Genomic DNA, 21693 nt, shown 5'->3' on the forward strand with positions numbered 1-21693 from the left:
TTTCGTCATATCCGTGTCATCACACGGTGATAGGTCTCAATTGAAATGTTGTTGCAAAACGATGGCCACCCTACGTTCATTCGATCAAGCTCGATGCCACTCGGCATCGACGGAATCGGAAGGAGCCCGGCGTGCGCATCCGCACCGCTGTCGTCTCTCTGGCCACCGCCCTGACCGGCATCCTCGCCGTCCCCACCGCCGCCGGTGCCGCCCCGGACGGCCCACAGCACATCATCGGCGGCAGCGCGGTCTCCTCGGCGCCGTGGGCCGCCGCGGTCTTCAGTGACGGCGAGTTCTTCTGCTCCGGCACGATCATCTCGCCGAACTACGTGCTCACCGCGGCCCACTGCATCGAGGGCTCGATGTCCGTGCGCATCGGCAGCGTGAACCGGACCTCGGGCGGCGTGACCCGCACGGTCACCTCCGTCAAGACCCGCTACGACCTCGCGCTGATGCGGCTGAGCAGCTCGGTCTCGACGAGCTACGTGTCCCTGTCCAGCTCGTATCCGCCGGTGGGGTCGACGAACTCGCTCTTCGGCTGGGGCCGGACCTGCTACAGCGGCTGCGACGCGTCGACCATCCTGAAGACCGCGGACGTCGAGGTCACCACGACCCGGCAGACCGATGCGTACGGCGGGCGCGCGATCGGCAGCTCCGGCATCGACGGCGCCGCGTGGCGCGGCGACTCGGGCGGCCCGCAGTTCTACAACGGCGCCCAGGTGGGCGTGGCCTCGACCGCAGACGGTGTGAGCCGGCAGTACTACGGCAGCGTTGCCTACAACAGGTCGTGGATCCGCTCGGTCGCCGGCGTCTGACGGGTATCACCGAACGGATTCCTCGGGGACGGCCCCTCGCCGTCCCCGAGGCCCGCTCCGACCAGAGGATCGGGGCGGGCCGGTAACTCTCGGAGGACCGGGCGGGCCCGGTAACGCTCAGAGGATCGGGGCGGGCCGGTAACTCGCGGCCTCGGGGTGTGCCGCCACGATCTGCGCGATCCGGTCGGCTACGGCACGGACCTGCGCGGGCGCGGCGCCCACGAAGGCCGCGCGGTCCGCGACCAGGGCGTCGATCTCGGCGCGGGACAGGCCCAGCCGGCCGTCCTCGGCGAGGCGGTCGAAGAGGTCGTTCTCGGCGGCGCCCTTCTCGCGCATGGCCAGTGCCATGCCGACCGCGTGCTCCTTGATGACCTCGTGTGCGACCTCCCGGCCCACGCCCTTGCGCACCGCCGCGACCAGGATCTTCGTGGTCGCCAGGAAGGGGAGGAACCGGTCCAGCTCGCGGGCGACCACCGCCGGGTATGCCCCGAACTCGTCGAGGACGGTCAGGAAAGTCTGGAACAGGCCGTCGGTGGCGAAGAAGGCGTCCGGCAGGGCGACCCGGCGCACGACCGAGCAGGAAACGTCGCCCTCGTTCCACTGGTCGCCGGCCAGCTCGCCGATCATCGAGAGGTAGCCGCGGACGATGACGGCGAGCCCGTTGACCCGCTCCGAGGACCGGGTGTTCATCTTGTGCGGCATCGCCGAGGAACCCACCTGGCCGGGCTTAAAGCCCTCGGTGACCAGCTCCTGGCCGACCATGAGCCGGATCGTGGTGGCCAGCGACGACGGCGCGGCCACGACCTGTGCCAGCGCGGACACCACGTCGAAGTCCAGCGAGCGCGGGTAGACCTGGCCGACGCTGGTCAGCACCCGCTCGAAGCCCAGGTGCTGGGCGACCTTGCGCTCCAGCTCCGCCAGCTTCTCCGCGTCGCCGTCGAGCAGGTCGAGCTGGTCGGCGGCCGTGCCCACGGGACCCTTGATGCCACGCAGCGGGTAGCGCGCGATGAGATCGTCGAGGCGCTCGTACGCGATCAGCAGCTCCTCCGCCGCGCTGGCGAACCGCTTGCCCAGCGTGGTGGCCTGCGCGGCGACGTTGTGCGAACGACCCGTCATGACCAGGTCGCTGTGCTCGAGCGCACGCTCGGTGAGCCGCGCGAGGGCGGTGACGACGCGACCGCGGACGAGCTCCAGCGACGCGCGGACCTGCAACTGCTCGACGTTCTCGGTGAGGTCGCGCGAGGTCATTCCCTTGTGGACATGCTCGTGCCCGGCGAGTGCGCTGAACTCCTCGATGCGAGCCTTGACGTCGTGGCGGGTGACCCGCTCACGCTCGGCGATGCTGCGCAGGTCGACGTCGTCCACCACCCGCTCGTAGGCCTCGACGACCCCGTCGGGCACCGCGACGCCGAGGTCGCGCTGGGCGCGCAGGACGGCGAGCCACAACCGGCGCTCCATCCGGATCTTCTCCTCGGGCGACCAGAGGCCGGCGAGATCGGCGGAGGCATAGCGGCTGGCGAGGACATTCGGGATGCTCACGCGGCCAATTCTTCCATGGGCTCCGCCGCGCTCGGAGCGCCCTGTGGACGGCCGTGGCGCAGGTCGCGAACCTCGCGACTGCTCAGCATGCCGAGCACGGCGAGCGCGACGAGGCAAGCGGCGCCGACCAGCGTCGGCGCGACGCCGACGGCCTCCGCGATCGGCCCGGCGGCGACCTGACCCACCGGAATCGCGACGAAGGACCGGACCATGTCGTACGAGTACACGCGGGCGAGCCGGTCCGCGGGCACATGTTCCTGCACGCTCGTCTCCCAGGCGACGACGAACTGCTCGATCGTGAACCCGGCGACGAACGCGGCGGCGAGCAGCAGGCCGAGGCGCGGGGCGATCCCGAGGGCGAGCAGCGGCAGCACCTGGAAGCCGGTGCAGAGCACGCCGATGAGCAGCAACCGCCGCGCCCGGACCCGCATCGCCACGACCGCGCCGAGCACCATGCCGGCGGTCTGCGCGGCGAGCACGAAGCCCCACGCCTGACGACCGACGGTCTGGTCGGCCACCAGCGGGCCGAGCACGTTGATGCCGCCGCTGAGGCAGGCGTTCATCAGGCAGAAGGCGGCCACGATGACCCACAGCCAGGTCCGGGACCGGAACTCGGTCCAACCCTCTCGAAGGTCCCTCACCATCCCGGTCCTCCGCGCCGCCGCTTCCTCGTCGGCCTGCCGTGCGCCCCGGCCCGGGCCGGTGCGGAGGAACGCGAAGCAGGCGGCGGAGAAGACGAAGCTCAGCGCGTCGACGGCGATGCCCCAGCCGGGGCCGGTGGTGGCCACGAGGATGCCGCCGACCGGAGCGCCGACGATGTAGGCACCGTTGAACACCAGCCGGTTGAGACCGTTGGCCTGCTGGCGATGCTCGGCCGGGACGAGCTGGGGCAGGATCGCCGAGGAGGCCGGTAGGGCCACGGCGGCTACCGCGCCGTTGACCGCGGAGAGGGCGATCAGCAGCGGCACCGTCGCCGTACCCGTCAGCACCAGCGCCGCCACCGCGCCCTGGGTGACCGCCGCGGCGAGGCCCGACCCGACCATGAGCAGGCTCTTGGGCAGACGGTCGGCCAGGGCGCCCGCGACGAGCAGGACGAGCACGTGCGCGAGCATCCGGGAGCCCACGACGAGGCCCAGATCGCCGGCCGAGCCGGTCAGGTCCAGCACGGCGAAGGCGAGTGCGACCGGGGCGATGGCGTTGCCGAGCGCGGTGACCGTGCGGCCGGCGAGCAGGTAACGGAACTGGACGTGACGCAGGGGTGCCAGGGTGCTCACGACGCGTCCATCCGGAACATCGCGATCGTGGTGCTCGTACGGATGGTGCCGGGGGTGCGGGGTGCACGCGCCGCGTCGTGCAGGTCGCGACTCGCCTGGCTGATGCGATCGCGGACCTCGCGGAACACCTCAGGCTCGACCCACAGCTCGGCGTCGGTCATCGCACCGCCGACGGACCAGTCGGCCTCGGCGGTGCGCCGGATCAGCTCGTTGGCGAGCGCGGCGAAGAGCGCCCGCTGGGTATCCGCGCCGGTGGCCTTGTAGGTGCTGTGATCGCGTTCCCGGTCGCGGACCGCGTCGTAGCGGTAACGCTTGGCGACGCCACCCCGGATCCGCTCCTCCCCGTCCGGCACGATCAGCCCGCCGGCCAGCAGGGTGCGCAGGTGGTAGCTGGCGTTGGCATGGGTGAGGCCGAGCTCGCGCGCCACGTCCGCGGCGGTGAGCGCCGAGCCGGTGAGCAGCGACAGAATGCGCAGCCGCACCGGATGGGCCATGGCCCGCAGGGCGGCCTGCGCATCTCCCAAAGACATGTTGGGGAGTCTAGGAGAGACGGGGCTCACTATCCAACGGTTATTGGGGGGTTGAGACACTGCACTTAAACGCGGGTTATCGCTAAGGTTACTCGTGAGTAGGTCTGGCGCTCATCCCGAAAGGTCACCGATGACTGAATTCAACCCCGAGACGCTCGCCTCGATCGGTCCGAAGGAGTTCGCCGCCCTGGTGAAGTCCACCCCGGACTCGAAGATTGCCGAGGTCATGGGCTCGGACAGCCGCACCAAGGTCCTCGACGAGGTCTTCAACCGGATGCCCGCGCTGTTCCGCGCGGACCGGGCCGGCGCCACCCAGGCGGTTATCCACTGGAACATCACCGGCGGCGCCGGCGGTGGCACCGACAGCTACGAGACGGTGATCGAGAACGGTGCCTGCACCGTGACCAACCAGCCCGTCCGCGAGCCCAAGCTCGCCATGACGATGGACCCGGTGACGTTCCTGAAGGTCGTCTCGGGCGACGGCAACCCGATGATGATGTTCATGACCGGCAAGATCAAGGCGAAGGGCGACCTCGCCCTGGCGGCCCAGGTAGCGAAGCTCTTCGACATTCCGAAGGGCTGAACCGGCCCTTTCCCGACGCCGGTCCAGATCCTCGAATCCGGGCCGGCGTCGCGCTTTCCCCGTGGCGGCATGTGCCGGCCGCCGGTCAGACCTTGATGCGGCCTTCCACCGCGGCGAGGGCGATGTCGGTGCGGTGGTGGGAGCCCTCCAGAGTGATGCCGTTCACCAGCTCGTAGGCCGCCGCGCGGGCTCCGGCGAGATCGGCACCGGTCGCCGTCGCGCTGAGGACGCGACCGCCCGACGACACCAGAGCGCCGTCCTCCCGGCGGGTCGTCCCTGCGTGGATGACACCGGGCCGCTCTCCGCCCTCGATCACGTCTCCAGTGCGCGGTGTGCCCGGATAGTTGTGGCCGGCCACCACGACCGTCACCGCGGCGCCCCCGTGCCAGCGCAGTGCCGGGAAGTCGGCCAGCGTGCCGGTCGCCGCGGCCCGCAGCAGCCCGCCGAGCGGCGATGCCAGCAACGCGAGCACCACCTGGGTCTCCGGGTCGCCGAAGCGCGCGTTGAACTCGATGACCTTCGGGCCCTTGCTCGTCAGCGCCAGCCCCACGTAGAGCAGGCCGGCGAACGGCGTCCCACGCTCGCGCATCTCGGCGAGCGTCGGGGTCACCGTCTCGGCCATCACCCGCTCGACCAGGTCGGCCGGGGCCCAGGGCAGTGGCGCATAGGCCCCCATGCCGCCCGTGTTCGGTCCGGTGTCGCCGTCGCCGACCCGCTTGAAGTCCTGCGCGGGCATGAGCGGCACCGCCGCCGTCCCGTCGGTGACCACGAACAGCGAGACCTCGGGCCCGTCCAGGAACTCCTCGATGACCACCCGGCCGCAGTCCTCCGCGTGCCGGCGTGCTTCGGCGAGCGAGTCGGTGACCACGACGCCCTTGCCGGCGGCGAGCCCGTCGTTCTTCACCACATAGGGCGGACCGAACTCCTCGAGGGCGGCGGTGACCTCCTCGGCGGAGACGCAGGTGTAGGAGCGCCCGGTCGGCACCCCGGCCGCGGTCATGACGTCCTTGGCGAACGTCTTGGAGCCCTCCAGCCGGGCCGCGGCCGCGCTCGGGCCGAAGCAGGCGATGCCCTTGGCCCGCACGGCGTCGGCCACGCCCGCCACCAGCGGCGCCTCGGGGCCGATCACGACCAGGTCGGTGCCGAGCTCGACGGCCAACTCGGCCACCGCCACCGGGTCTGTAGCCACGACATCACGCAGTGTTGCCACCGAGGCGATGCCCGGGTTGCCGGGGGCCGCGACGAGCTCCTCCACCGAGGGGTCGGCGGCCAGGCCGACGGCGAGGGCGTGCTCGCGCCCGCCGGATCCGATCAGAAGTACGCGCACGCCGCAGATCCTACGGGCCGCCGCCGATCACGCTCGCGGTCGTCCACAGCTCCACAGTGCACGCGCTGCGACGCGGCGCTAACCCCCTGTGGATAACTTCTGCAGGCTGTGGATAACCAGTCCGGCCTGTGGACAACCCGCCCGCGACGCGGGACGGGGTCGCGTAAACTTCGGCAGTACCCGGGCCTCTCCGTGTACGACGTGTTTCAACGGAAGGCGTCAGTCAAGTGCCGGTGATCGTGTTGGTCGGCGCCCAGTGGGGCGACGAGGGCAAGGGCAAGGCGACGGACCTGCTGGGCGACCGGCTGGATTACGTGGTCAAGTTCAACGGCGGCAATAACGCCGGGCACACCGTGGTGATCAAAGGCGAGAAGTACGCCCTGCACCTGCTTCCCAGCGGCATCCTCACCCCGGACGTGATCCCGGTGATCGGCAACGGCGTGGTGGTCGACCTCGCCGTGCTGTTCCAGGAGATCGACGGGCTCGAGGCGCGCGGCATCGACACGTCCCGGCTCCGGATCAGCGCCAACGCCCACGTGATCGCGTCCTACAACCGTTCGCTCGACAAGGTCAGCGAGCGTTTCCTCGGAGCACGGCGGATCGGCACGACCGGCCGCGGCATCGGCCCGACCTACGCCGACAAGATGAACCGCCTGGGCGTACGCATCCAGGACCTCTTCGACGAGTCGATCCTGCGGCAGAAGGTCGAGGCGGCCCTGTCGTTCAAGAACCAGGTGCTGTCGAAGATCTACAACCGCAACGCCATCAAGCCGGAGGAGGTCATCGCCGAGCTGCTGTCGTACACCGAGCGGCTGCGGCCGATGGTCGCTGACACCGCGCTGGAGCTGTCGCAGGCCCTCGACGCCGGCAAGGTCGTGCTCTGTGAGGCGGGCCAGGCGACGCTGCTCGACGTCGACCACGGAACGTACCCGTTCGTGACCAGTTCCAACGCCACGGCCGGCGGGGCCTGCACGGGTTCCGGCATCCCGCCAACCCGGGTCGACCGGGTCGTGGCGGTGCTCAAGGCCTTCACCAGCCGGGTCGGCGAGGGCCCGTTCCCCACCGAGCTCCACGACGCGACCGGCGACTACCTGCGCGACGTCGGCCATGAGTACGGCACCACCACCGGCCGCCCGCGCCGGATCGGCTGGCTCGACCTGGTGATGGGCCGGTATGCGCAGCGCATCAACGGCGTCACCGACTTCGTGCTGACCAAGTTGGACAATTACGACGGATTGGACGAGATCCAGGTCTGCGTCGCGTACGACGTCAACGGCGTGCGCCACGACGAGATGCCGGTGAGCCAGTCCGACTTCCACCACGCCGTACCGATCTACGAGACCCTGCCGGGCTGGAAGAAGGACATCAGCGGCGCCCGCAACTTCGACGACCTGCCGGAGAACGCCCAGCGTTTCGTGGAGTTCGTGGAGAGCCGGATCGGCGCGCGCATCTCCGTGGTGGGCGTCGGCCCGGGCCGCGAAGAGGTCATCGAGCGGCACTCGGTGCTGAGCGAGGCCTGACCCGTGTACGACGTGATCCTGCTCAGCCTGGCCGAGGGCGGCGGCTCGACCGCCGGCGCCTGCGGTGCGGCCTGCGGCGGCTGCGGCTCGGCCGGCACGAGCGACGGCCCGGGCGGGACCGGCCCCGACCCGGCGGACTCGCAGGACGGTCTGCCTGACGCGACTCGCGAGTCTTCGGGCACGGAAAGCGGCCTGGCCGACGGCGCTCGCGAGGCGGCGGGAACAGGGAGCGGGCCGGACGATGCGGGCTGCGGGCCGGCCGGGGCGGCGGCGTGCGACACACCCCGGGTTCCGGTGCTCAAGTGCGCGGACGCGCTCACCGAGGCCGGAGCGCGAGTGGAGGTCGTGGTGGCCGCCTCGGATGCCGACATCGACGCCGTGATCTCGCGCTTCGACGCCGCGCCCCGGCCGGACGGGCTCGCCTGGCCCGATCCGGACAGCAAGGTCCGGCTCGTCGTCGCCACGGCCACGGACGGCCAACTCCGGGCCGTCGTGCGCCGGCTGGTCCGGCGGTACGCACCACCACCCAGCAAACGCCCCGGCGACCTGGCGGCCAACCGTACGGTGCCGGACCTGCCGCCCGTGGCGATCCTGCCGCTCGACCCGGGCCACACCGGCGACCTGGCCGCCCAACTAGGTCTGCCCCGGGAGCCTGCTGAGGTTGCGGCGGCGGTGCTCGGTGGCCGCGTACGCCGCCTCGACCTGCTGCGCAACGACGGCGGATCGGTCACTGTGGACGGCGCACTGGTCGGCGGGGTCGACGACGCCGGGCGGGCGGTCCCGTGGCGCGGGCGGGTGGAGGTCGACGACGCGGTCCTGACCGACGGCGGCGAGGGCGTCCTCGCATGTGCGATCGGTAACGGTGGGGCCTACGCAGAGTTCGATGGCCTCCGGCTGCTCGCCGACGGCGACCCGACCGACGGCCGGGTCGAGGTCGCGGTAGCAGTCCCGGTAGTGGTCAAGAAACGCTTCCAGAAGCCGAAGGTAAGGGTCGAGGTGCGTCGTGCGCGCGGCCGGGCGGTCGCCGTCCTGCCCCGCGACGGCGAACTCCAGTTCCTCGACGACGGTGTCGCCGGAACCATGAGCCGCAAACGCTCGTGGTGGACCGAACCCGGAGCCTGGGCGGTGTACGCAGCATGAGCCTCTGTGCGAGTCTGGGATAGCACGCAGGTACGAAACGCATTACGGGAGGACGCATCCGTGGAGGACGAGAACGCCGATCGCGTCTACGTCCCGGGCACGAACGGCTCACCGCCCGACCGGGACGTCGAGCCGTTCTGGCCGCCGGAGGAGCTGAGCGCCCCGGTGCACGGCGGCAAGCCGGTGCCGCACGAGGCGACGCCGGCTTTCCCGCTCCCGCCGGCCCAGGAATCGGCCTTCCCGCTCCCGCCGGCCCGGGCATTCCCCCCGCCTCCGGCCCAGGCGCCGACCTTCCCCCCACCTCCGGCCCAGGCGCCAGCGCTCCCGCCGCCGGCCGAGGCCCCAGCCCCGGCTCAGGACCCTGCGCAGGCTCGGGCCTCGGTCACAGCTCCGATTCCGGCGCAGGCTTCGACTCCGCCTCCGACTCTGACGCCGGCACCGGCACCGGCACAGCAGGGCGACTCGGGCATCTATCGACCGATGGACCGTCCCACGCCCGTCCGTCCGGTTTCGCCGATCCCGCCTCCGGGACCGCCCATCGAGCCGAAAAGGCTCGAAAGCGGCGCAAACCAGATCTCGCCCGAGCCGGCACATGCCGCCGACTCCCCGTGGGCCCAGCCGCCCCTGCGCGCCTTCCCCCAGGCCACGCCGGGTGCAACCGCCCCCACATCCGGGGCTGACGGTCCGCGGTCCGGGTCCGGCACCCCGTTGCCCGCAGTGAGCAACCCCGTGTCCGGGGCCGGCACCTCCTTGCCCGAGGCGAACAGGCCCGTGTCCGGGGCGAGCGTCCCGTCTTCCGAGGCACTCATCTTCTATCCGACGGTCTCGTCGCGGCAGAGCGACGAGGACGGCGACGGAGGCGAGCCGAAGAGCATCGGAGCGGTATACCGCCCCGGCCCGGTGACTGCGGAACCCGCCCAGGACGGCGCAACCCTGTCCCGGATTCCTCACCAGCCAGGTCCCACGTCAGCGATCCCGGCCCCGGTGACCCCGCCCGGCCCTCTGCCGCCGGTATCCGCATCGCCCCAGGCCGTCCCGCCTGGTCCCGGGCCAAGTCAGGGACTTCCACCCGGCCCCCTCCCAGGCAACCCGTCACCCGAACGGCACCCCGTCCAGCAAGGCGGCCCGCACCCGGGCCCCGGCCCCGGCCCCGGCCCCGGCACGCTGCACGGCCAAGCCAGCGCCCGTCCCGGCCAGCCCGGCACGCACCCCGGCCAGCCCGGCACGCACCCCGGTCACCCCGGCACGCACCCAGGTCACCCCGGCACGCCGCACGGCCCCGGCACGCCGCACGGTCAGCTCGGCGCTCCTTACGGCATGCCGGCCGCGCACCCCGGCCAGCCCGGCATGCATCAGGGGCGGCCGGATCCGGCACAGCCCGGATCGCCCGCGCCCTGGCCCGCCGAGGTGCAGCCGACGATGCCCGGTCCCTACCCGCCGGCCGTCGTGCCCCCGCAGCGCAGCGCCCCGCAGCGCAGCGCCCCGCAGCAGCCCGCGCAGAATCCGCCGCCGGTGGACCCTTACCAGCAACTGCCGTGGGTTTCCGATGGCACGCCGACCGCCGAGGAGTTCGCACGGCGGCGGCTGGCGAAGCCGGCCGAGCCGGTGGCGACCATGGGTGCGCGCGCAATGGTGCAGAAGGGCACGATGGGCCTGCTACGGCTCGCGCCCGGCAAGCGCGAGCAGGAATACAAGCAGGATGTCGAGATGGTCCGGCGCAACTTCGGCGGGCTGCGGCAGGTCACCGTGGTCAACCCGAAGGGCGGCGCCGGCAAGACCGTCGCCGTGCTGCTGCTCGCCATGACCTTCGGACAGAAGCGCGGCGGGTACGTCCTGGCCTGGGACAACAATGAGACCCAGGGCACCCTCGGCATGCGGGCGCAGCAGGACTTCCATGCCCGTACGGTGCGCGACATGATGCGGGACCTGCACCAGTTCCGCGGGTCGCACGGGCGGGTCGGCGACCTGTCGCAGTACGTGCGGGCGCAGGGCGAGGGCATGTTCGACGTGCTCGCGTCCGACGAGTCCGCGACGGCGGGCGAGATGCTCACGGCCAGCGCCTTCGCCGAGATCCGGGAGATCGTCAGCCGGTTCTACAAGCTGATCTTCGTGGACACCGGGAACAACGTGCGCGCCCAGAACTGGCAGGCGGCCATGGACGCCACCGACCAGTTGGTGATCACGATGTCGGCCCGTAACGACTCCGCGGAGACCGCCGCGCGCATGCTCGACCATCTCGAGCAGAGTGGGCGGCAGCGGCTGGTTCGGCAGGCGGTGAGCGTGGTCACCATGCCGCCGACCCGCAAGGACATCGACCTGCCGGCGATTCAGCGCCACTTCGCCGCCCGGACCCGGGCCGTGCTGCTGGCACCCTACGAGAAGCTGATCGACTCAGGTGAGCCGATCCGCTACGGACAGTTGTCGAACGGCACCCGCGACTCGTGGCTGAAGATAGCCGCCGCAGTCGCGGAAGGCCTGTAGCGGCGGCCGCCTGAAACAGACGGCCGCCACTAGGACGGGCTACCGCCGCCGGGAAGGAAGAAACTCAGGCGAGGGCGTCGGCGGCGGCCGGGTCGCTGTCGCGCAGGAACTGGGCGCAACGAGCGGCCTCGTCCGCCTCACCGATCTCCGCCGCCGCCAGCGACAGGCTGTGCAAACAGCGCAGGAATCCCTGATTCGGCCCGTGCGCCCACGGCACCGGCCCGTGCCCCTTCCAGCCGCTACGGCGCAGTGCGTCCAGGCCCCGGTGGTAGCCGGTACGGGCATACGCGTACGCGGTCACGGGCTGCTTGTCGGCCAGCGCACTGTGGGCCAGCGCCGCCCATCCCCCGCTGTACGCCGGGAACCGCGCCGCCACCTCCTTGTACGCCTCGTCGGTGCCGGTCTTCGCTGCCTCGGCCAGCGCCGTGTCAGCCGCCTCGTCGGCGGGCAGGTACGTGGCCGGAGGCTCGGGAAGGAGATTCTGCATGCCCCTATTCAACCGGACCAGGCGTCACCCAGCGCACGCAGCCGCTGTGCGTACTCGATCCGATGCTGCCATTCGTCCGGCCACGCCGCCATCCCCAGCGCCGCGCCCGCGAAGGCTCCCGCCAGACACGCGATCGAGTCCGAGTCGCCGGACGTGGCCGCGCCCCGGCCGAGCACCGCCACCGGCTCCTCCGGCGAGATCAGGTAGCAGTACAGGGCCGTGGCCAGCGCCTCCTCGGCCACCCAGCCCTCGCCGGTCGCCAGGCACGGGTCGCCCTCGAGGGTGCCGCGCCGTAGCGCTGCCTCCACCCGCGCGAGCGCGGCGTCCGTTTCGTCCCAGCCCTCCGCGATGAACTGCGCCGGGCTGTCCACTCCGGGCCGCTGCCAGAGATCGCCGAGCCATTCCTCCCGATAGGTCCCGCGCTGGGCGTTGCAGCGATCACGCAGAGCGCCCACCAGCTCTTGTGGATCAAGACCGTCGGCGAGCCAGAGTACGGCGAAAGCGGTCGCCTCACTCGCCGCCAACCCGGTCGCATGCCCGTGGGTGAGCCCGGCCTGCAACTGCGCGGCGCCGGCGCGCTGGTCCTCGGTCAGCCCCGGAATCAGGCCCAGCGGTGTGACGCGCATGTTCGCGCCGCACCCCTTCGAGTGAAGCTGGGAGGCACGCTGCCAGGGCCGGCCGTCGGTCAGGTCGGCGCAGGCTCGCAGGCAGGTCATCCCCGGCGCTCGATTGTTGTCGGGGCTGGCCGCCCAGTCGAGGAATGCCCGGCGCAGCACCGGTTCGTAGGCGTCGGGGGTGATCGCGTCCGCCTCGACCAGCGCTTCTCCGACCGCGAGCATCATCTGCGTGTCATCGGTCACCAGTGCCGGATCGCCCTCGAGGTCGCGAGGACCGCCGGGACCGTAGCGCGCGACGATGGACTCGTACGTCTGAAACTCGGTCGGCTTGCCCAGCGCATCCCCGTAGGCCAGGCCGAACAAAGATCCTGAGGCGTTTCGCACGGTGGCTACCCTACGGGGATGTTCGGGGACCCTTCTCATCCTTTCGACGCCACCGAGTTCGAGGTGGAGTCGCGTGCCGAGTTCGAGGTGCATCTCGCCAAGCGGTCGCTGGCGGGGCTGATCGTTCTTGGGTTGCGGCTCGATCTCGACGTGCCGGACCTCACCGACGTCGACGTGTCCGGCACGCTGTTCGTCGGGTGCAAGCTGGCCTCGGCCGAGGTGGAGGTGGACCTGATCCGGCGGGGCGCTCACCTCATCCCGCCGTTCGACGCCCGGCCGTATCCGACGCATCCGGCCCTGCTCTACACGCCCGAGGACCTCTCCTTCGGGTTCGCCCAGGACGGCTTCGCCGGGATGTTCGATACCCGGGTCTACCAGCATTTCCTCGATCACGGCGGAGCGGCTCCGGACCTGCGGGAGGCGATCTCGCAGCGGTTGCACGACGCCGGCATCGACAACGCGCTCGGCAAGGCGCTCGCCGCGTGGATCGACGCGCACGGCACTCAGGGCGCGGTCGGCATCATGGGTGGGCATGCGGAGCCGCGGGGCTCCGCCGCGTACCGGATGGCCTCGACCCTGTCGCACCGCCTGGCCGCGGCGGGCCGCCTCATCGTGACCGGCGGCGGGCCGGGCGTGATGGAGGCGGCCAACCTGGGCGCGTACTTCGCGACCCGCACCGAGGCCGAGCTGTCCCTCGCGATCGACCGGCTCGCGCCCGCCCCGGACTTCCGGGATCACGATCCGTTTACCGCGGCAGCGCTCGCCGTCCGGGCCGAGTTCCCGGCGCCGGCCGCCGCCGCGGGCGATGTGGTCGGGCATCTCACCCTGGGCGGTCTGGCGCTGCCGACCTGGCTGTACGGCCACGAGCCCGCGAACCTCTTCGCGGGCCAGATCGGCAAGTACTTCTCCAACGCGGTCCGCGAGGACTCGATCCTGCGGCTGTCCCGCGGCGGGATCGTGTTCGCGCCGGGTTGGGCCGGCACCGTGCAGGAGGTGTTCCAGGCCGCGACGAAGACCTTCTACCGTACGGATGGACCGTCCGGAGCCTTTGTCTTCCTCGGCGTCGCGCACTGGGCGGACCTACCGGTGGAAGCCCTGCTCAGGCCCCTGCTGGCGAAGTCACCGCACGGCGACCAGTCACACCTGCTCGTGGTGACGGACTCCCTGGACGAGGCGATGGAGGCCCTCAGCGCTTCGCCCGCCGCTTGAGCGTACGGGCGTAGTCCTGGAAGCGAGCCTTGGCGATCACACCGCGGTCGGGGCTGCGCAGCACGATGCCCTCCGGGCCGCGGCCCGCCGTGTCGTCGAGGGGCACGCGGGTGTGCGGCAGCAGCTCGCGCAGGAAGGCGTCCGTCTTCTCGAGGTCGACCGGCAGCGCGGCGGCGTCCCAGGTGAAGAGCCGGGGCGTGAGCTCGAGACCGGCCTCCTCCGCGGCGGCGACCAGCTCGTTCTCGGGCAGGAACGGCTGTCCGCCCGCGTCCCGCCAGGCCGCGATGCGCTCGGCCGGCCAGGCCAGCGGCTCGGCGGGGTCCGGCTGGACGAGCACGTCGAACAGGCGCCAGCCGAACGTGGCCGGGTCGCTCGTGTACTGCTTCGCCGCGGCGCCGATCCTGCCGCCGTACAGCTCGACGTAGAAGACCCGGATCTCGTCGGCGGTGACCGGGGCGAGGCGCTCGGCGACGGGCTTGAGCGCGGCGACGATGCCCTGCGCCGGGTTGGCGATGAGGTCGCCCCGGGCGTGCAGCAGCTCCTCCCGCGAGCCGAGCAGCCAGCCGCCACCGGGCACCTGGATGATCCGCGCGTTGGTGCCGTCCACCTTCTCGGTGCCGATGACCGTGCCGGAGAACCTGACCGCCTCCTCCTGCAGCCCGCCGTTGCGCGGGTCCAGCAGGTGGTAGGTCGGGATCGACGGGTACTTCGTCATCGAGTTGAGGGCGCGGAGGTCCACGCTGCGGAGATCCATGCCTGGCATTGAAGCCCAGCGCCGCCACCAGCACAAAGCCATTACTCGCCACGGTGTGGCACCGGTAGGTCACACTGCGGCCATGGAGATCATGGTCTTGTTCCTCGTGGGTGTCCTCCTCATCGCGGCCCTGGCCCTGGCGTCTCGCAACAAGGGCAAGTCGCGGCGTTCCCACCGCGGTGACGGCTGGGTCAGCTCCACCGACGGCGGGTGGGGCTCGTGGGGTGACGGCGGCGGCAGCTCGGACAGCGGCGGCGGCGGAGGTGGTGGCGGCGGCGGCGGCGGCGATTGACGGTCAAGCGACGCGGACCCGGCGCCAGCTAGACACCGGAAGGTCCATTTCGGGTACGCCCGTCAGCCCGTTCTCGTCCATCGCGTTGTAGACCGCGAGCCGCGCCCCCTCGAAGAGGAACTCGACCGCGTGCAGGACGCGGGGTCGCCACTCCGCGACGGTGGTGCGCTCGACGATGTTGACCTCGCGCAGGATCCGGCCCCGGGCATGACGCAGGGCCGCATGCGGGTCGGCGCGCCAGTCGAGCTGGATGCCGGTCGCGTACCAGTCGATGGGGGCGCTCATGTCCACCTGGTCCCAGGTGATGGCGCACTCGTCGAACTTGCGGTGGGTGATCTCGACGTTGGTGCCGCCGAAGCCGAGGATCACCGGGCCGTCGGCGAACCAGCCCCGCGCCGACAGGTCCCACATCAGCCAGCCGTGCAGCAGTCTGCGGCCGATGAGCTGCGAGAAGCGTCCTCGGTGGACGGCGGCGAGGGCACCGGCGTCGTAATGCCACTCCGGTTCGTATCCCTCGATGCCGAGCAAGATCACCGCCTCCGTGAGCCGAGGACGACGATCGTACCCACGCCTCGGCGTGGCCTTGCAACACAACGGTGGCCGGCCCCACGTACGGGGACCGGCCACCGACGAGTCGCTACTTCGCGAGAGTGGTGCCCGTCGAGCGCAGGTGCTCGCACGCCTCGACGACGCGCTTGGCAAGGCCGTTCTCGGCCAGCTTGCCCCAGGCGCGCGGGTCGTACATCTTCTTGTTGCCGACCTCGCCGTCGACCTTGAGGACGCCCTCGTAGTTGCGCAGCATGTGGTCGGCCACCGGGCGGGTGAACGCGTACTGCGTGTCGGTGTCGATGTTCATCTTCACCACGCCGTAGTCGAGGGCGCCGTGGATCTCCGAGAGCAGCGAGCCGGAGCCGCCGTGGAAGACCAGGTCGAACGGCTTCTCCTTGCCGTACTTGGCGCCGACGGCCTCCTGGATCTCCTTGAGAATCTCCGGGCGCAGCTTGACGTTGCCCGGCTTGTAGACGCCGTGCACGTTGCCGAAGGTCAGGGCCGTCATGTAGCGGCCCTTCTCGCCCAGGCCCAGGGCGGCGGCGGTGGCCAGGCCGTCCTCGACGGTGGAGTAGAGCTTGTCGTCGATCGCGGCCGAGACGCCGTCCTCCTCGCCGCCGACGACGCCGACCTCGATCTCGAGGATGATGTGGGCGTCGGCCGCCAGGGCCAGCAGCTCCTCGGCGATCTGGAGGTTCTCGTCGAGCGGCACCGCGGAGCCGTCCCACATGTGCGACTGGAAGAGCGGCGCCTTGCCGTTGGCGACGCGCTCCTTGCTGATGGCCAGCAGCGGGCGTACGTACCCGTCGAGCTTGTCCTTCGGGCAGTGGTCGGTGTGCAGCGCGATGTTGACCGGGTAGTGCTTGGCCACCTCGGTGGCGAACTCGGCGAGGGCGACCGCACCCGTGACCATGTTCTTCACCGTCGGGCCCGAGACGTACTCGGCGCCACCGGTGGAGATCTGGATGATGCCGTCGCTGCCTGCCTCCGCGAAGCCCTGGAGGGCGGCGTTGAGGGTCTGCGAGGACGTGACGTTGATCGCGGGGTACGCGAACGCGCCGGACTTGGCGCGGTCGAGCATCTCGGCGTAGACCTCAGGGGAAGCGATGGGCATCGGTGTGCGCTCCTTGATCGTGCTGACGGGAGAGGGCTCCAGCAGGCAGTATCGCGCAGCCGAGAGGGTGGGGGAAATCGCGTGCCGGTTTACGCACCGTGACAATCGGGGACGCGGCACCATTGATGGTGCCCGCGACTGCGGAAAGGAGTCGGCGATGACGTACCCGAGCAACGAACCCGATCTGGAGACGCCGGAGGTGGACGCGGCCGAACAGGCCACCGAGGCCGCACCCGGCTGGCTCGACGCCGAACGCGACGACACGGAAGTGCCCAGGGTGACCGAAGCGTCTGCCTGGGCCGCGAGTGAAGAGAACCGAATCGTCGAACTAGAGGACGACTACCGCTAAAGCTCCCATATCGCATGGTCCGGACACTTAGCTCCGATCATGCGCCTCTGCCGCCTTGGGACCCTGATCACGGCGGCGGTTCTCGCCGCCCTCGTGGCCCCGACGCCGTCCGATGCGGCTCCGGCGCCGCCACGGCTGAACACGGTCTTCGACCCGATCACGATCGCGCCCCAGACCGAGGACGAGACTTACACGGCGAACCTCTCCGGAGTGCTGGCTCAGCCGGAGCTGCCGGCCCGCCCGCACCGCATCGCGTACACGATCGACGTGACCGAGGTCGCCGACCTGGTGGAGCTTCAGTTCGGGGGTTTCGCAGACGACATCGTCGTCGCGCGGCTGACGCCGACGAGTCCCCCTGCACCCTGCGGGGCACCGTGTTCCACCCCCTCGCTGTGGGAGGACCAGCAGGTGGTCTTCCGGGAGTTTCGGGGCGAGCGGGGGCACGGCGCGCCGCTCACCCTGGTGCCGCAGGCCGCCTCCGCCGGCGTTCCGCAGGTGGACGTCGGCGGGGACAACAACTGGGGCTCGGCGGGGCTCGTCGTCAAAGGACCGCAACGGCCCGACCTCGCCGCCTCCGCACCGGCCGTGACGCTGGAACCCGGAGGAACCACGACGATCCGGATCGGCTTGACCAACCGGGGGCCGGGAACCCTCTACGCCGAGCTGTTCCGCAACACTCAGACGCTCACCTGGCTGACCCTGCCGCGGGGCGTCACCGCGACCATGGCCGACGCTCGCTGCTGCTCCCCCCGCGCCGGCTGAGTAGCACGAAATCGCCTCGCTCCGCCCGACAGGCACTGCGATCATCGGTCGGTGCTGCTCACCGTGACGACCACCCACCGGCCGGCGACCGACCTCGGTTACCTGCTGGTCAAGCACCCGGACAAGGTGCACTCGTTCGACGTCCCCACCGGCACGGCCCACGTCCTGTTCCCGGACGCCGCCGACGACCGGTGCACGGCCGCGCTCCTGCTCGACGTCGACCCCGAGCGGCTCAGCGCCGCCCGCGGCGGCCGGCGACAGCAGACCGCGCCGGAGTCGTTCACCTTGGGCCAGTACGTCAACGACCGCCCGTACGCCGCCTCCAGCCTGGTGGCGAGCGCGCTCGCCAAGGTCTTCCGCAGCGCCCTGCGCGGGGAGTCGAAGGACCGCCCGGCACTGGTCGGCACGCCCCTGCCGCTGGAGATCCACGTACCCGTGCTGCGGGGCACGACCGAGCTGGCCACCCGCCTGTTCGAGCCGCTCGGCTGGGCCGTGACGGCGGCGCCGATCCCGCTGGAGCCCGAGCTCGGTGGCGACAGCCGCTACGTCGACCTGCGGCTGATGGGTGAGCTCACGGTCGCGGCCGCGCTCAACCATCTGTACGTGCTGCTGCCCGTCCTCGACGACGCCAAGCACTACTGGGTCGCGCCCGACGAGATCGACAAGCTGCTCCGCGCCGGGGAGGGCTGGCTGGCGGGACACCCGGAGAAGGTGCTGATCACCCGCCGCTACCTGGCGCACCGCCGGTCGCTGGCCGCGAGCGCCCTGGAGCGGCTCGACGGTGATGACGCGGACTCCGTCGACGTCCCCGTGGACACGGCCGCCGACGAGGACGCCGAGTTGCCGGTGCCACGCCGGCAGTCGCTCGCGGAGCAGCGCCGGGAGGCCGTCCTGGCCGCGCTCGCCGACTCCGGTGCCGCCCGCGTGCTCGACCTCGGCTGCGGCGGCGGTGCCCTGATCGGTGCCCTGATCAAGGACAAGCGCTACACCGAGATCGTGGGCACGGACGTCTCCGCGCGCGCCCTGGAGCTGGCCCACCGCCGGCTGCACCTGGACCGCGTCCCGGAGCGGCAGCGCGGCCGCGTCACCCTCTGGCAGTCGGCGCTCACCTATCGCGACGACCGGCTCAAGGGGTACGACGCCGCGGTGCTGATGGAAGTGATCGAACACCTCGACCCGCCGAGGCTGCCCGCGCTGGAGGCGTCGGTATTCGGCCACGCCCGGCCCGCGACGGTGGTCGTGACCACGCCGAACGCCGAATACAACGTCCTCTACGAGGGCCTGACCGGCATGCGGCACAGCGACCACCGCTTCGAGTGGACGCGCGCCGAGTTCGCCGGTTGGACGGCCCGCACGGCGAGCGCGCACGGCTACGACGTGACGCTCCACGGCGTCGGGGACACCGACGAACGACATGGAACCCCCACCCAGTTGGCGATCTTCACCCGGAAGGAGGCGGCATGACCGACATCGACATCCCGGAGCTGGCGCTCGTGGCGCTCGTCGGCATCTCCGGATCCGGCAAGTCCACCTTCGCCCGGCAGCATTTCGCGCCGACGCAGGTGCTTTCCTCGGACTACTTCCGCGGCCTGGTCGCCGACGACGAGAACGACCAGTCGGCGTCCGGCGATGCGTTCGACGTGCTGCACTACGTGGCGGCCAAGCGGCTCAAGGCGGGCCGGCTCACCGTCGTGGACGCCACCAACCTCCAGCCGCACGCCCGGGCCGGGCTGGTCAAGGTCGCCCGGGAGCACGACGTGCTGCCGGTCGCCGTGGTGCTCGACGTGCCGGAGGCGCTGGCGTGGGAGCGTACGCAGGCCCGCGAGGACCGTACGTTCGGCCGCCAGGTCCTCACCCGGATGCACCGCGACCTGCGCCGCTCCCTCGGCCAGCTCGCCCGGGAGGGCTTCCGCAAGGTGCACGTGCTGCGCGGCGCCGAGGAGATCGCCGGTGCCGCGATCCGCTACGAGAAGCTGTTCAACGACAAGCGTGAGCTCACCGGCCCGTTCGACATCATCGGCGACGTGCACGGCTGCCGGGCCGAGCTGGACACCCTGCTGACCACGCTCGGCTATGCCGTGACCCGCGACAACGCCGTGCATCCGCAGGGGCGCACGGCGGTCTTCGTCGGCGACCTGGTCGACCGCGGCCCCGACTCCCCGGGGGTGCTGCGCCTGGTCATGGGCATGGTCAAGGCCGGTACGGCGATCTGCGTGCCGGGCAACCACGAGCAGAAGCTCGCGCGCAAGCTCAACGGACGCAACGTGCAGCTCACCCACGGCCTGCCGGAGACACTCGCCCAGCTCGAAGCGGAGACTCCCGAGTTCGTGGCCGAGGTGCGCACCTTCATCGACGGCCTGGTCAGCCACTATGTGCTCGACGGCGGCAAGCTCGTGGTCGCGCACGCCGGCCTGAAGGAGGCTTACCACGGCCGCGCGTCCGGCCGCGTGCGCTCGTTCGCGCTCTACGGCGAGACGACCGGCGAGACCGACGAGTACGGCCTGCCGGTCCGCTACCCCTGGGCGCGCGACTACCGCGGCTCGGCGGCGGTCGTGTACGGCCACACCCCGACGCCGGACCCGGAGTGGATCAACAACACCATCTGCCTCGACACCGGTTGCGTCTTCGGCGGCAAGCTCACCGCCCTGCGCTGGCCGTCCCGCGAGCTCGTATCCGTCCCGGCAGCGCGGGAGTACTACGCCCCGGCCCGGCCGCTGGTCGCCGAGACCACCCGGCCGGAGGAGGGACTGGACCTCGCGGACGTCACCGGCCGGCGCCACCTCGGCTACGGGTACGGCCGGACCACGGTCGCCGCCGAGAACGCCGCCGCGGCGCTCGAGGTGATGAGCCGCTTCGCGCTGGCGCCGGAGACGCTGGTGTGGCTACCGCCGACGATGGCGCCCTGCTCCACCGCAACGGTCGATGGCTACCTCGAGCACCCGTCGACGGCGTTCGCGGACCTGCGGGCCGCCGGCGTCGGCACGGTCGTGTGCGAGGAGAAGCACATGGGTTCGCGGGCGGTCGTACGGATCTCGAAGGACGGCGCGGGCGACGCGATCTGGACCCGCACCGGACGGCCGTTCTTCGACGCCGGCCGCACCGGGGCGCTGCTGGCCCGGACGCGTGCCGCGGCGATCGGGGCGGGGCTGCTCGAGGACGGCTGGCTGCTGCTCGACACCGAGCTGCTGCCGTGGTCGGCGAAGGCTGGTGGCCTGATCCGCGAGCGCTACGCGGGCGTCGGGGCGGCGGGCCGGGCCGCGCTGCCGGCGGCCCTGTCGGTGCTCGACCGCGTCGCGGCCCGGGGGCTCGACGTGGGCGGTCTGCGCGAACGGATCGCGCTGCGGTCGGCGGAGATCGCCGGCTACTCGGCCGCCTACCGGGCGTATGTACGGCCCGTCGACACCGCCGTCACCCTCGCGCCTTTCGCGGTCCTCGCCGGTCCCGGTGTCAGCCACAAGGACAAGGACCACGGCTGGCATCTGGGCATCGCGGACAAGCTCGTCGCGGCCGATCCGGAGCTGTTCACGCCGACCCGGCGGATGGTGGTGGACCTCGGCGATCCGGAGGCGGAACGGGCGGCGACCGACTGGTGGCTCGGGCTGACCGCGGCGGGTGGTGAGGGCATGGTCGTCAAGCCGTACGCCGGGCTCGGCGCGACCGACGCCAAGGGACGGCTGGTGCAGCCGGGGGTGAAATGCCGTGGAAGGGAGTATTTGCGGATCATCTACGGCCCCGAGTACACCCGTCCCGAACAGCTCTCCCGGCTCCGGCAGCGCCAGCTCGGCCGCAAGCGGAGTCTGGCTCTGCGTGAGCATGGGCTGGGTCTGGCCGCGCTGGACCGGCTGGCCGAGGGTGCGCCGCTGTGGCGCGTCCACGAGCTGGTCTTCGCCATCCTGGCTGCGGAATCGGAGCCGGTCGATCCCCGACTGTAATCCACAGCATTCGTACAGGTTTCGGCATGCCGGCG

General features: G+C 71.4%; 20 protein-coding genes. 11 read left to right on the forward strand and 9 right to left on the reverse strand.

Annotated features, from left to right (window positions below; genetic code table 11):
* Positions 1-131 precede the first annotated feature (131 nt).
* Entirely contained in the window at positions 132-815 is a 684-nt protein-coding gene (locus tag EDD30_RS18975) for a S1 family peptidase (protein WP_071808814.1), read from the forward strand.
* Positions 816-932: 117 nt separating this feature from the next.
* Here EDD30_RS18975 and purB read toward each other — a convergent pair whose 3' ends face one another.
* The 3 genes from purB to EDD30_RS18990 are packed head-to-tail and all read right to left on the reverse strand — an operon-like array spanning position 933 to position 4158.
* Positions 933-2354: an adenylosuccinate lyase gene (purB, locus tag EDD30_RS18980; protein ID WP_071808813.1), complete on the reverse strand. Its 1422-nt coding sequence runs from the start codon at positions 2352-2354 to the stop codon at positions 933-935.
* Entirely contained in the window at positions 2351-3628 is a 1278-nt protein-coding gene (locus EDD30_RS18985; protein WP_071808812.1) for an MFS transporter, read from the reverse strand. The genes purB and EDD30_RS18985 overlap by 4 nt, the downstream gene beginning before the upstream one ends.
* Positions 3625-4158, reverse strand: a complete 534-nt coding sequence (locus EDD30_RS18990) for an ArsR/SmtB family transcription factor (protein ID WP_071808811.1) — start codon at positions 4156-4158, stop codon at positions 3625-3627. Before EDD30_RS18990 ends, EDD30_RS18985 begins: the two co-directional genes overlap by 4 nt.
* Positions 4159-4288: 130 nt before the next feature.
* Here EDD30_RS18990 and EDD30_RS18995 point away from each other — a divergent pair, with 130 nt between their 5' ends.
* A complete protein-coding gene (locus EDD30_RS18995; protein ID WP_071808810.1) occupies positions 4289-4741 on the forward strand; it encodes an SCP2 sterol-binding domain-containing protein in 453 nt (150 codons plus the stop codon).
* 85 nt (positions 4742-4826) lie between these two features.
* Here EDD30_RS18995 and purD read toward each other — a convergent pair whose 3' ends face one another.
* Positions 4827-6068 carry a phosphoribosylamine--glycine ligase gene (gene purD / locus EDD30_RS19000; RefSeq protein ID WP_071808809.1) on the reverse strand — a complete coding sequence of 414 codons (1242 nt, stop codon included), beginning with the start codon at positions 6066-6068 and terminating at the stop codon, positions 4827-4829.
* 227 nt (positions 6069-6295) lie between these two features.
* On the opposite strand from purD, the gene EDD30_RS19005 reads away from it, so the two are divergent.
* The 3 genes from EDD30_RS19005 to EDD30_RS40710 all read left to right on the forward strand — a co-directional run bounded on the left by EDD30_RS19005 (position 6296) and on the right by EDD30_RS40710 (position 11209).
* On the forward strand, positions 6296-7588 hold the full coding sequence (locus EDD30_RS19005) for an adenylosuccinate synthase (protein WP_071808808.1): 1293 nt from the start codon (positions 6296-6298) through the stop codon (positions 7586-7588).
* Between the two features lie 192 nt (positions 7589-7780).
* Complete coding sequence (locus EDD30_RS19010) at positions 7781-8728, forward strand: diacylglycerol kinase family protein (RefSeq protein ID WP_071808823.1); 948 nt, start codon at positions 7781-7783, stop codon at positions 8726-8728.
* A 717-nt stretch (positions 8729-9445) separates the two neighbouring features.
* Entirely contained in the window at positions 9446-11209 is a 1764-nt protein-coding gene (locus tag EDD30_RS40710) for a MinD/ParA family ATP-binding protein (RefSeq protein ID WP_425321271.1), read from the forward strand.
* Positions 11210-11273: 64 nt separating this feature from the next.
* On the opposite strand, the gene EDD30_RS19025 is transcribed toward EDD30_RS40710, so the two are convergent.
* Complete coding sequence (locus EDD30_RS19025; protein WP_071807657.1) at positions 11274-11696, reverse strand: DUF3151 domain-containing protein; 423 nt, start codon at positions 11694-11696, stop codon at positions 11274-11276.
* Positions 11697-11704: 8 nt separating this feature from the next.
* On the reverse strand, positions 11705-12736 hold the full coding sequence (locus tag EDD30_RS19030) for an ADP-ribosylglycohydrolase family protein (protein ID WP_071807659.1): 1032 nt from the start codon (positions 12734-12736) through the stop codon (positions 11705-11707).
* Between EDD30_RS19030 and EDD30_RS19035 the strand changes: the two genes are divergently transcribed.
* Complete coding sequence (locus tag EDD30_RS19035) at positions 12716-13906, forward strand: LOG family protein (protein ID WP_071807661.1); 1191 nt, start codon at positions 12716-12718, stop codon at positions 13904-13906. The two genes, EDD30_RS19030 and EDD30_RS19035, sit on opposite strands and share 21 nt — an antisense overlap.
* Here the strand turns inward: EDD30_RS19035 and EDD30_RS19040 are convergent.
* Positions 13884-14660, reverse strand: a complete 777-nt coding sequence (locus EDD30_RS19040) for an RNA ligase family protein (protein ID WP_071807663.1) — start codon at positions 14658-14660, stop codon at positions 13884-13886. The two genes, EDD30_RS19035 and EDD30_RS19040, sit on opposite strands and share 23 nt — an antisense overlap.
* 82 nt (positions 14661-14742) lie before the next feature.
* On the opposite strand from EDD30_RS19040, the gene EDD30_RS39210 reads away from it, so the two are divergent.
* Positions 14743-14952: a hypothetical protein gene (locus EDD30_RS39210; RefSeq protein ID WP_071807665.1), complete on the forward strand. Its 210-nt coding sequence runs from the start codon at positions 14743-14745 to the stop codon at positions 14950-14952.
* A 3-nt stretch (positions 14953-14955) separates the two neighbouring features.
* Here the strand turns inward: EDD30_RS39210 and EDD30_RS19045 are convergent, their stop codons facing one another.
* Complete coding sequence (locus EDD30_RS19045; protein ID WP_244945314.1) at positions 14956-15486, reverse strand: hypothetical protein; 531 nt, start codon at positions 15484-15486, stop codon at positions 14956-14958.
* A gap of 103 nt (positions 15487-15589) precedes the next feature.
* Entirely contained in the window at positions 15590-16615 is a 1026-nt protein-coding gene (gene fbaA / locus EDD30_RS19050; protein ID WP_071807667.1) for a class II fructose-bisphosphate aldolase, read from the reverse strand.
* On the opposite strand from fbaA, the gene EDD30_RS40715 reads away from it, so the two are divergent.
* The 4 genes from EDD30_RS40715 to EDD30_RS19070 are packed head-to-tail and all read left to right on the forward strand — an operon-like array spanning position 16608 to position 21658.
* On the forward strand, positions 16608-16964 hold the full coding sequence (locus EDD30_RS40715) for a hypothetical protein (RefSeq protein ID WP_244945315.1): 357 nt from the start codon (positions 16608-16610) through the stop codon (positions 16962-16964). The genes fbaA and EDD30_RS40715 overlap by 8 nt on opposite strands.
* A 39-nt stretch (positions 16965-17003) precedes the next feature.
* On the forward strand, positions 17004-17726 hold the full coding sequence (locus EDD30_RS19060) for a hypothetical protein (protein ID WP_071807671.1): 723 nt from the start codon (positions 17004-17006) through the stop codon (positions 17724-17726).
* Between the two features lie 51 nt (positions 17727-17777).
* Positions 17778-19190, forward strand: coding sequence for a 3' terminal RNA ribose 2'-O-methyltransferase Hen1 (locus EDD30_RS19065; RefSeq protein WP_071807673.1), 1413 nt, complete (start codon positions 17778-17780; stop codon positions 19188-19190).
* Positions 19187-21658, forward strand: a complete 2472-nt coding sequence (locus EDD30_RS19070; RefSeq protein WP_071807675.1) for a polynucleotide kinase-phosphatase — start codon at positions 19187-19189, stop codon at positions 21656-21658. The genes EDD30_RS19065 and EDD30_RS19070 overlap by 4 nt, the downstream gene beginning before the upstream one ends.
* Positions 21659-21693 lie beyond the last annotated feature (35 nt).

Source organism: Couchioplanes caeruleus (genome assembly GCF_003751945.1).
GTDB lineage: Bacteria > Actinomycetota > Actinomycetes > Mycobacteriales > Micromonosporaceae > Actinoplanes > Actinoplanes caeruleus.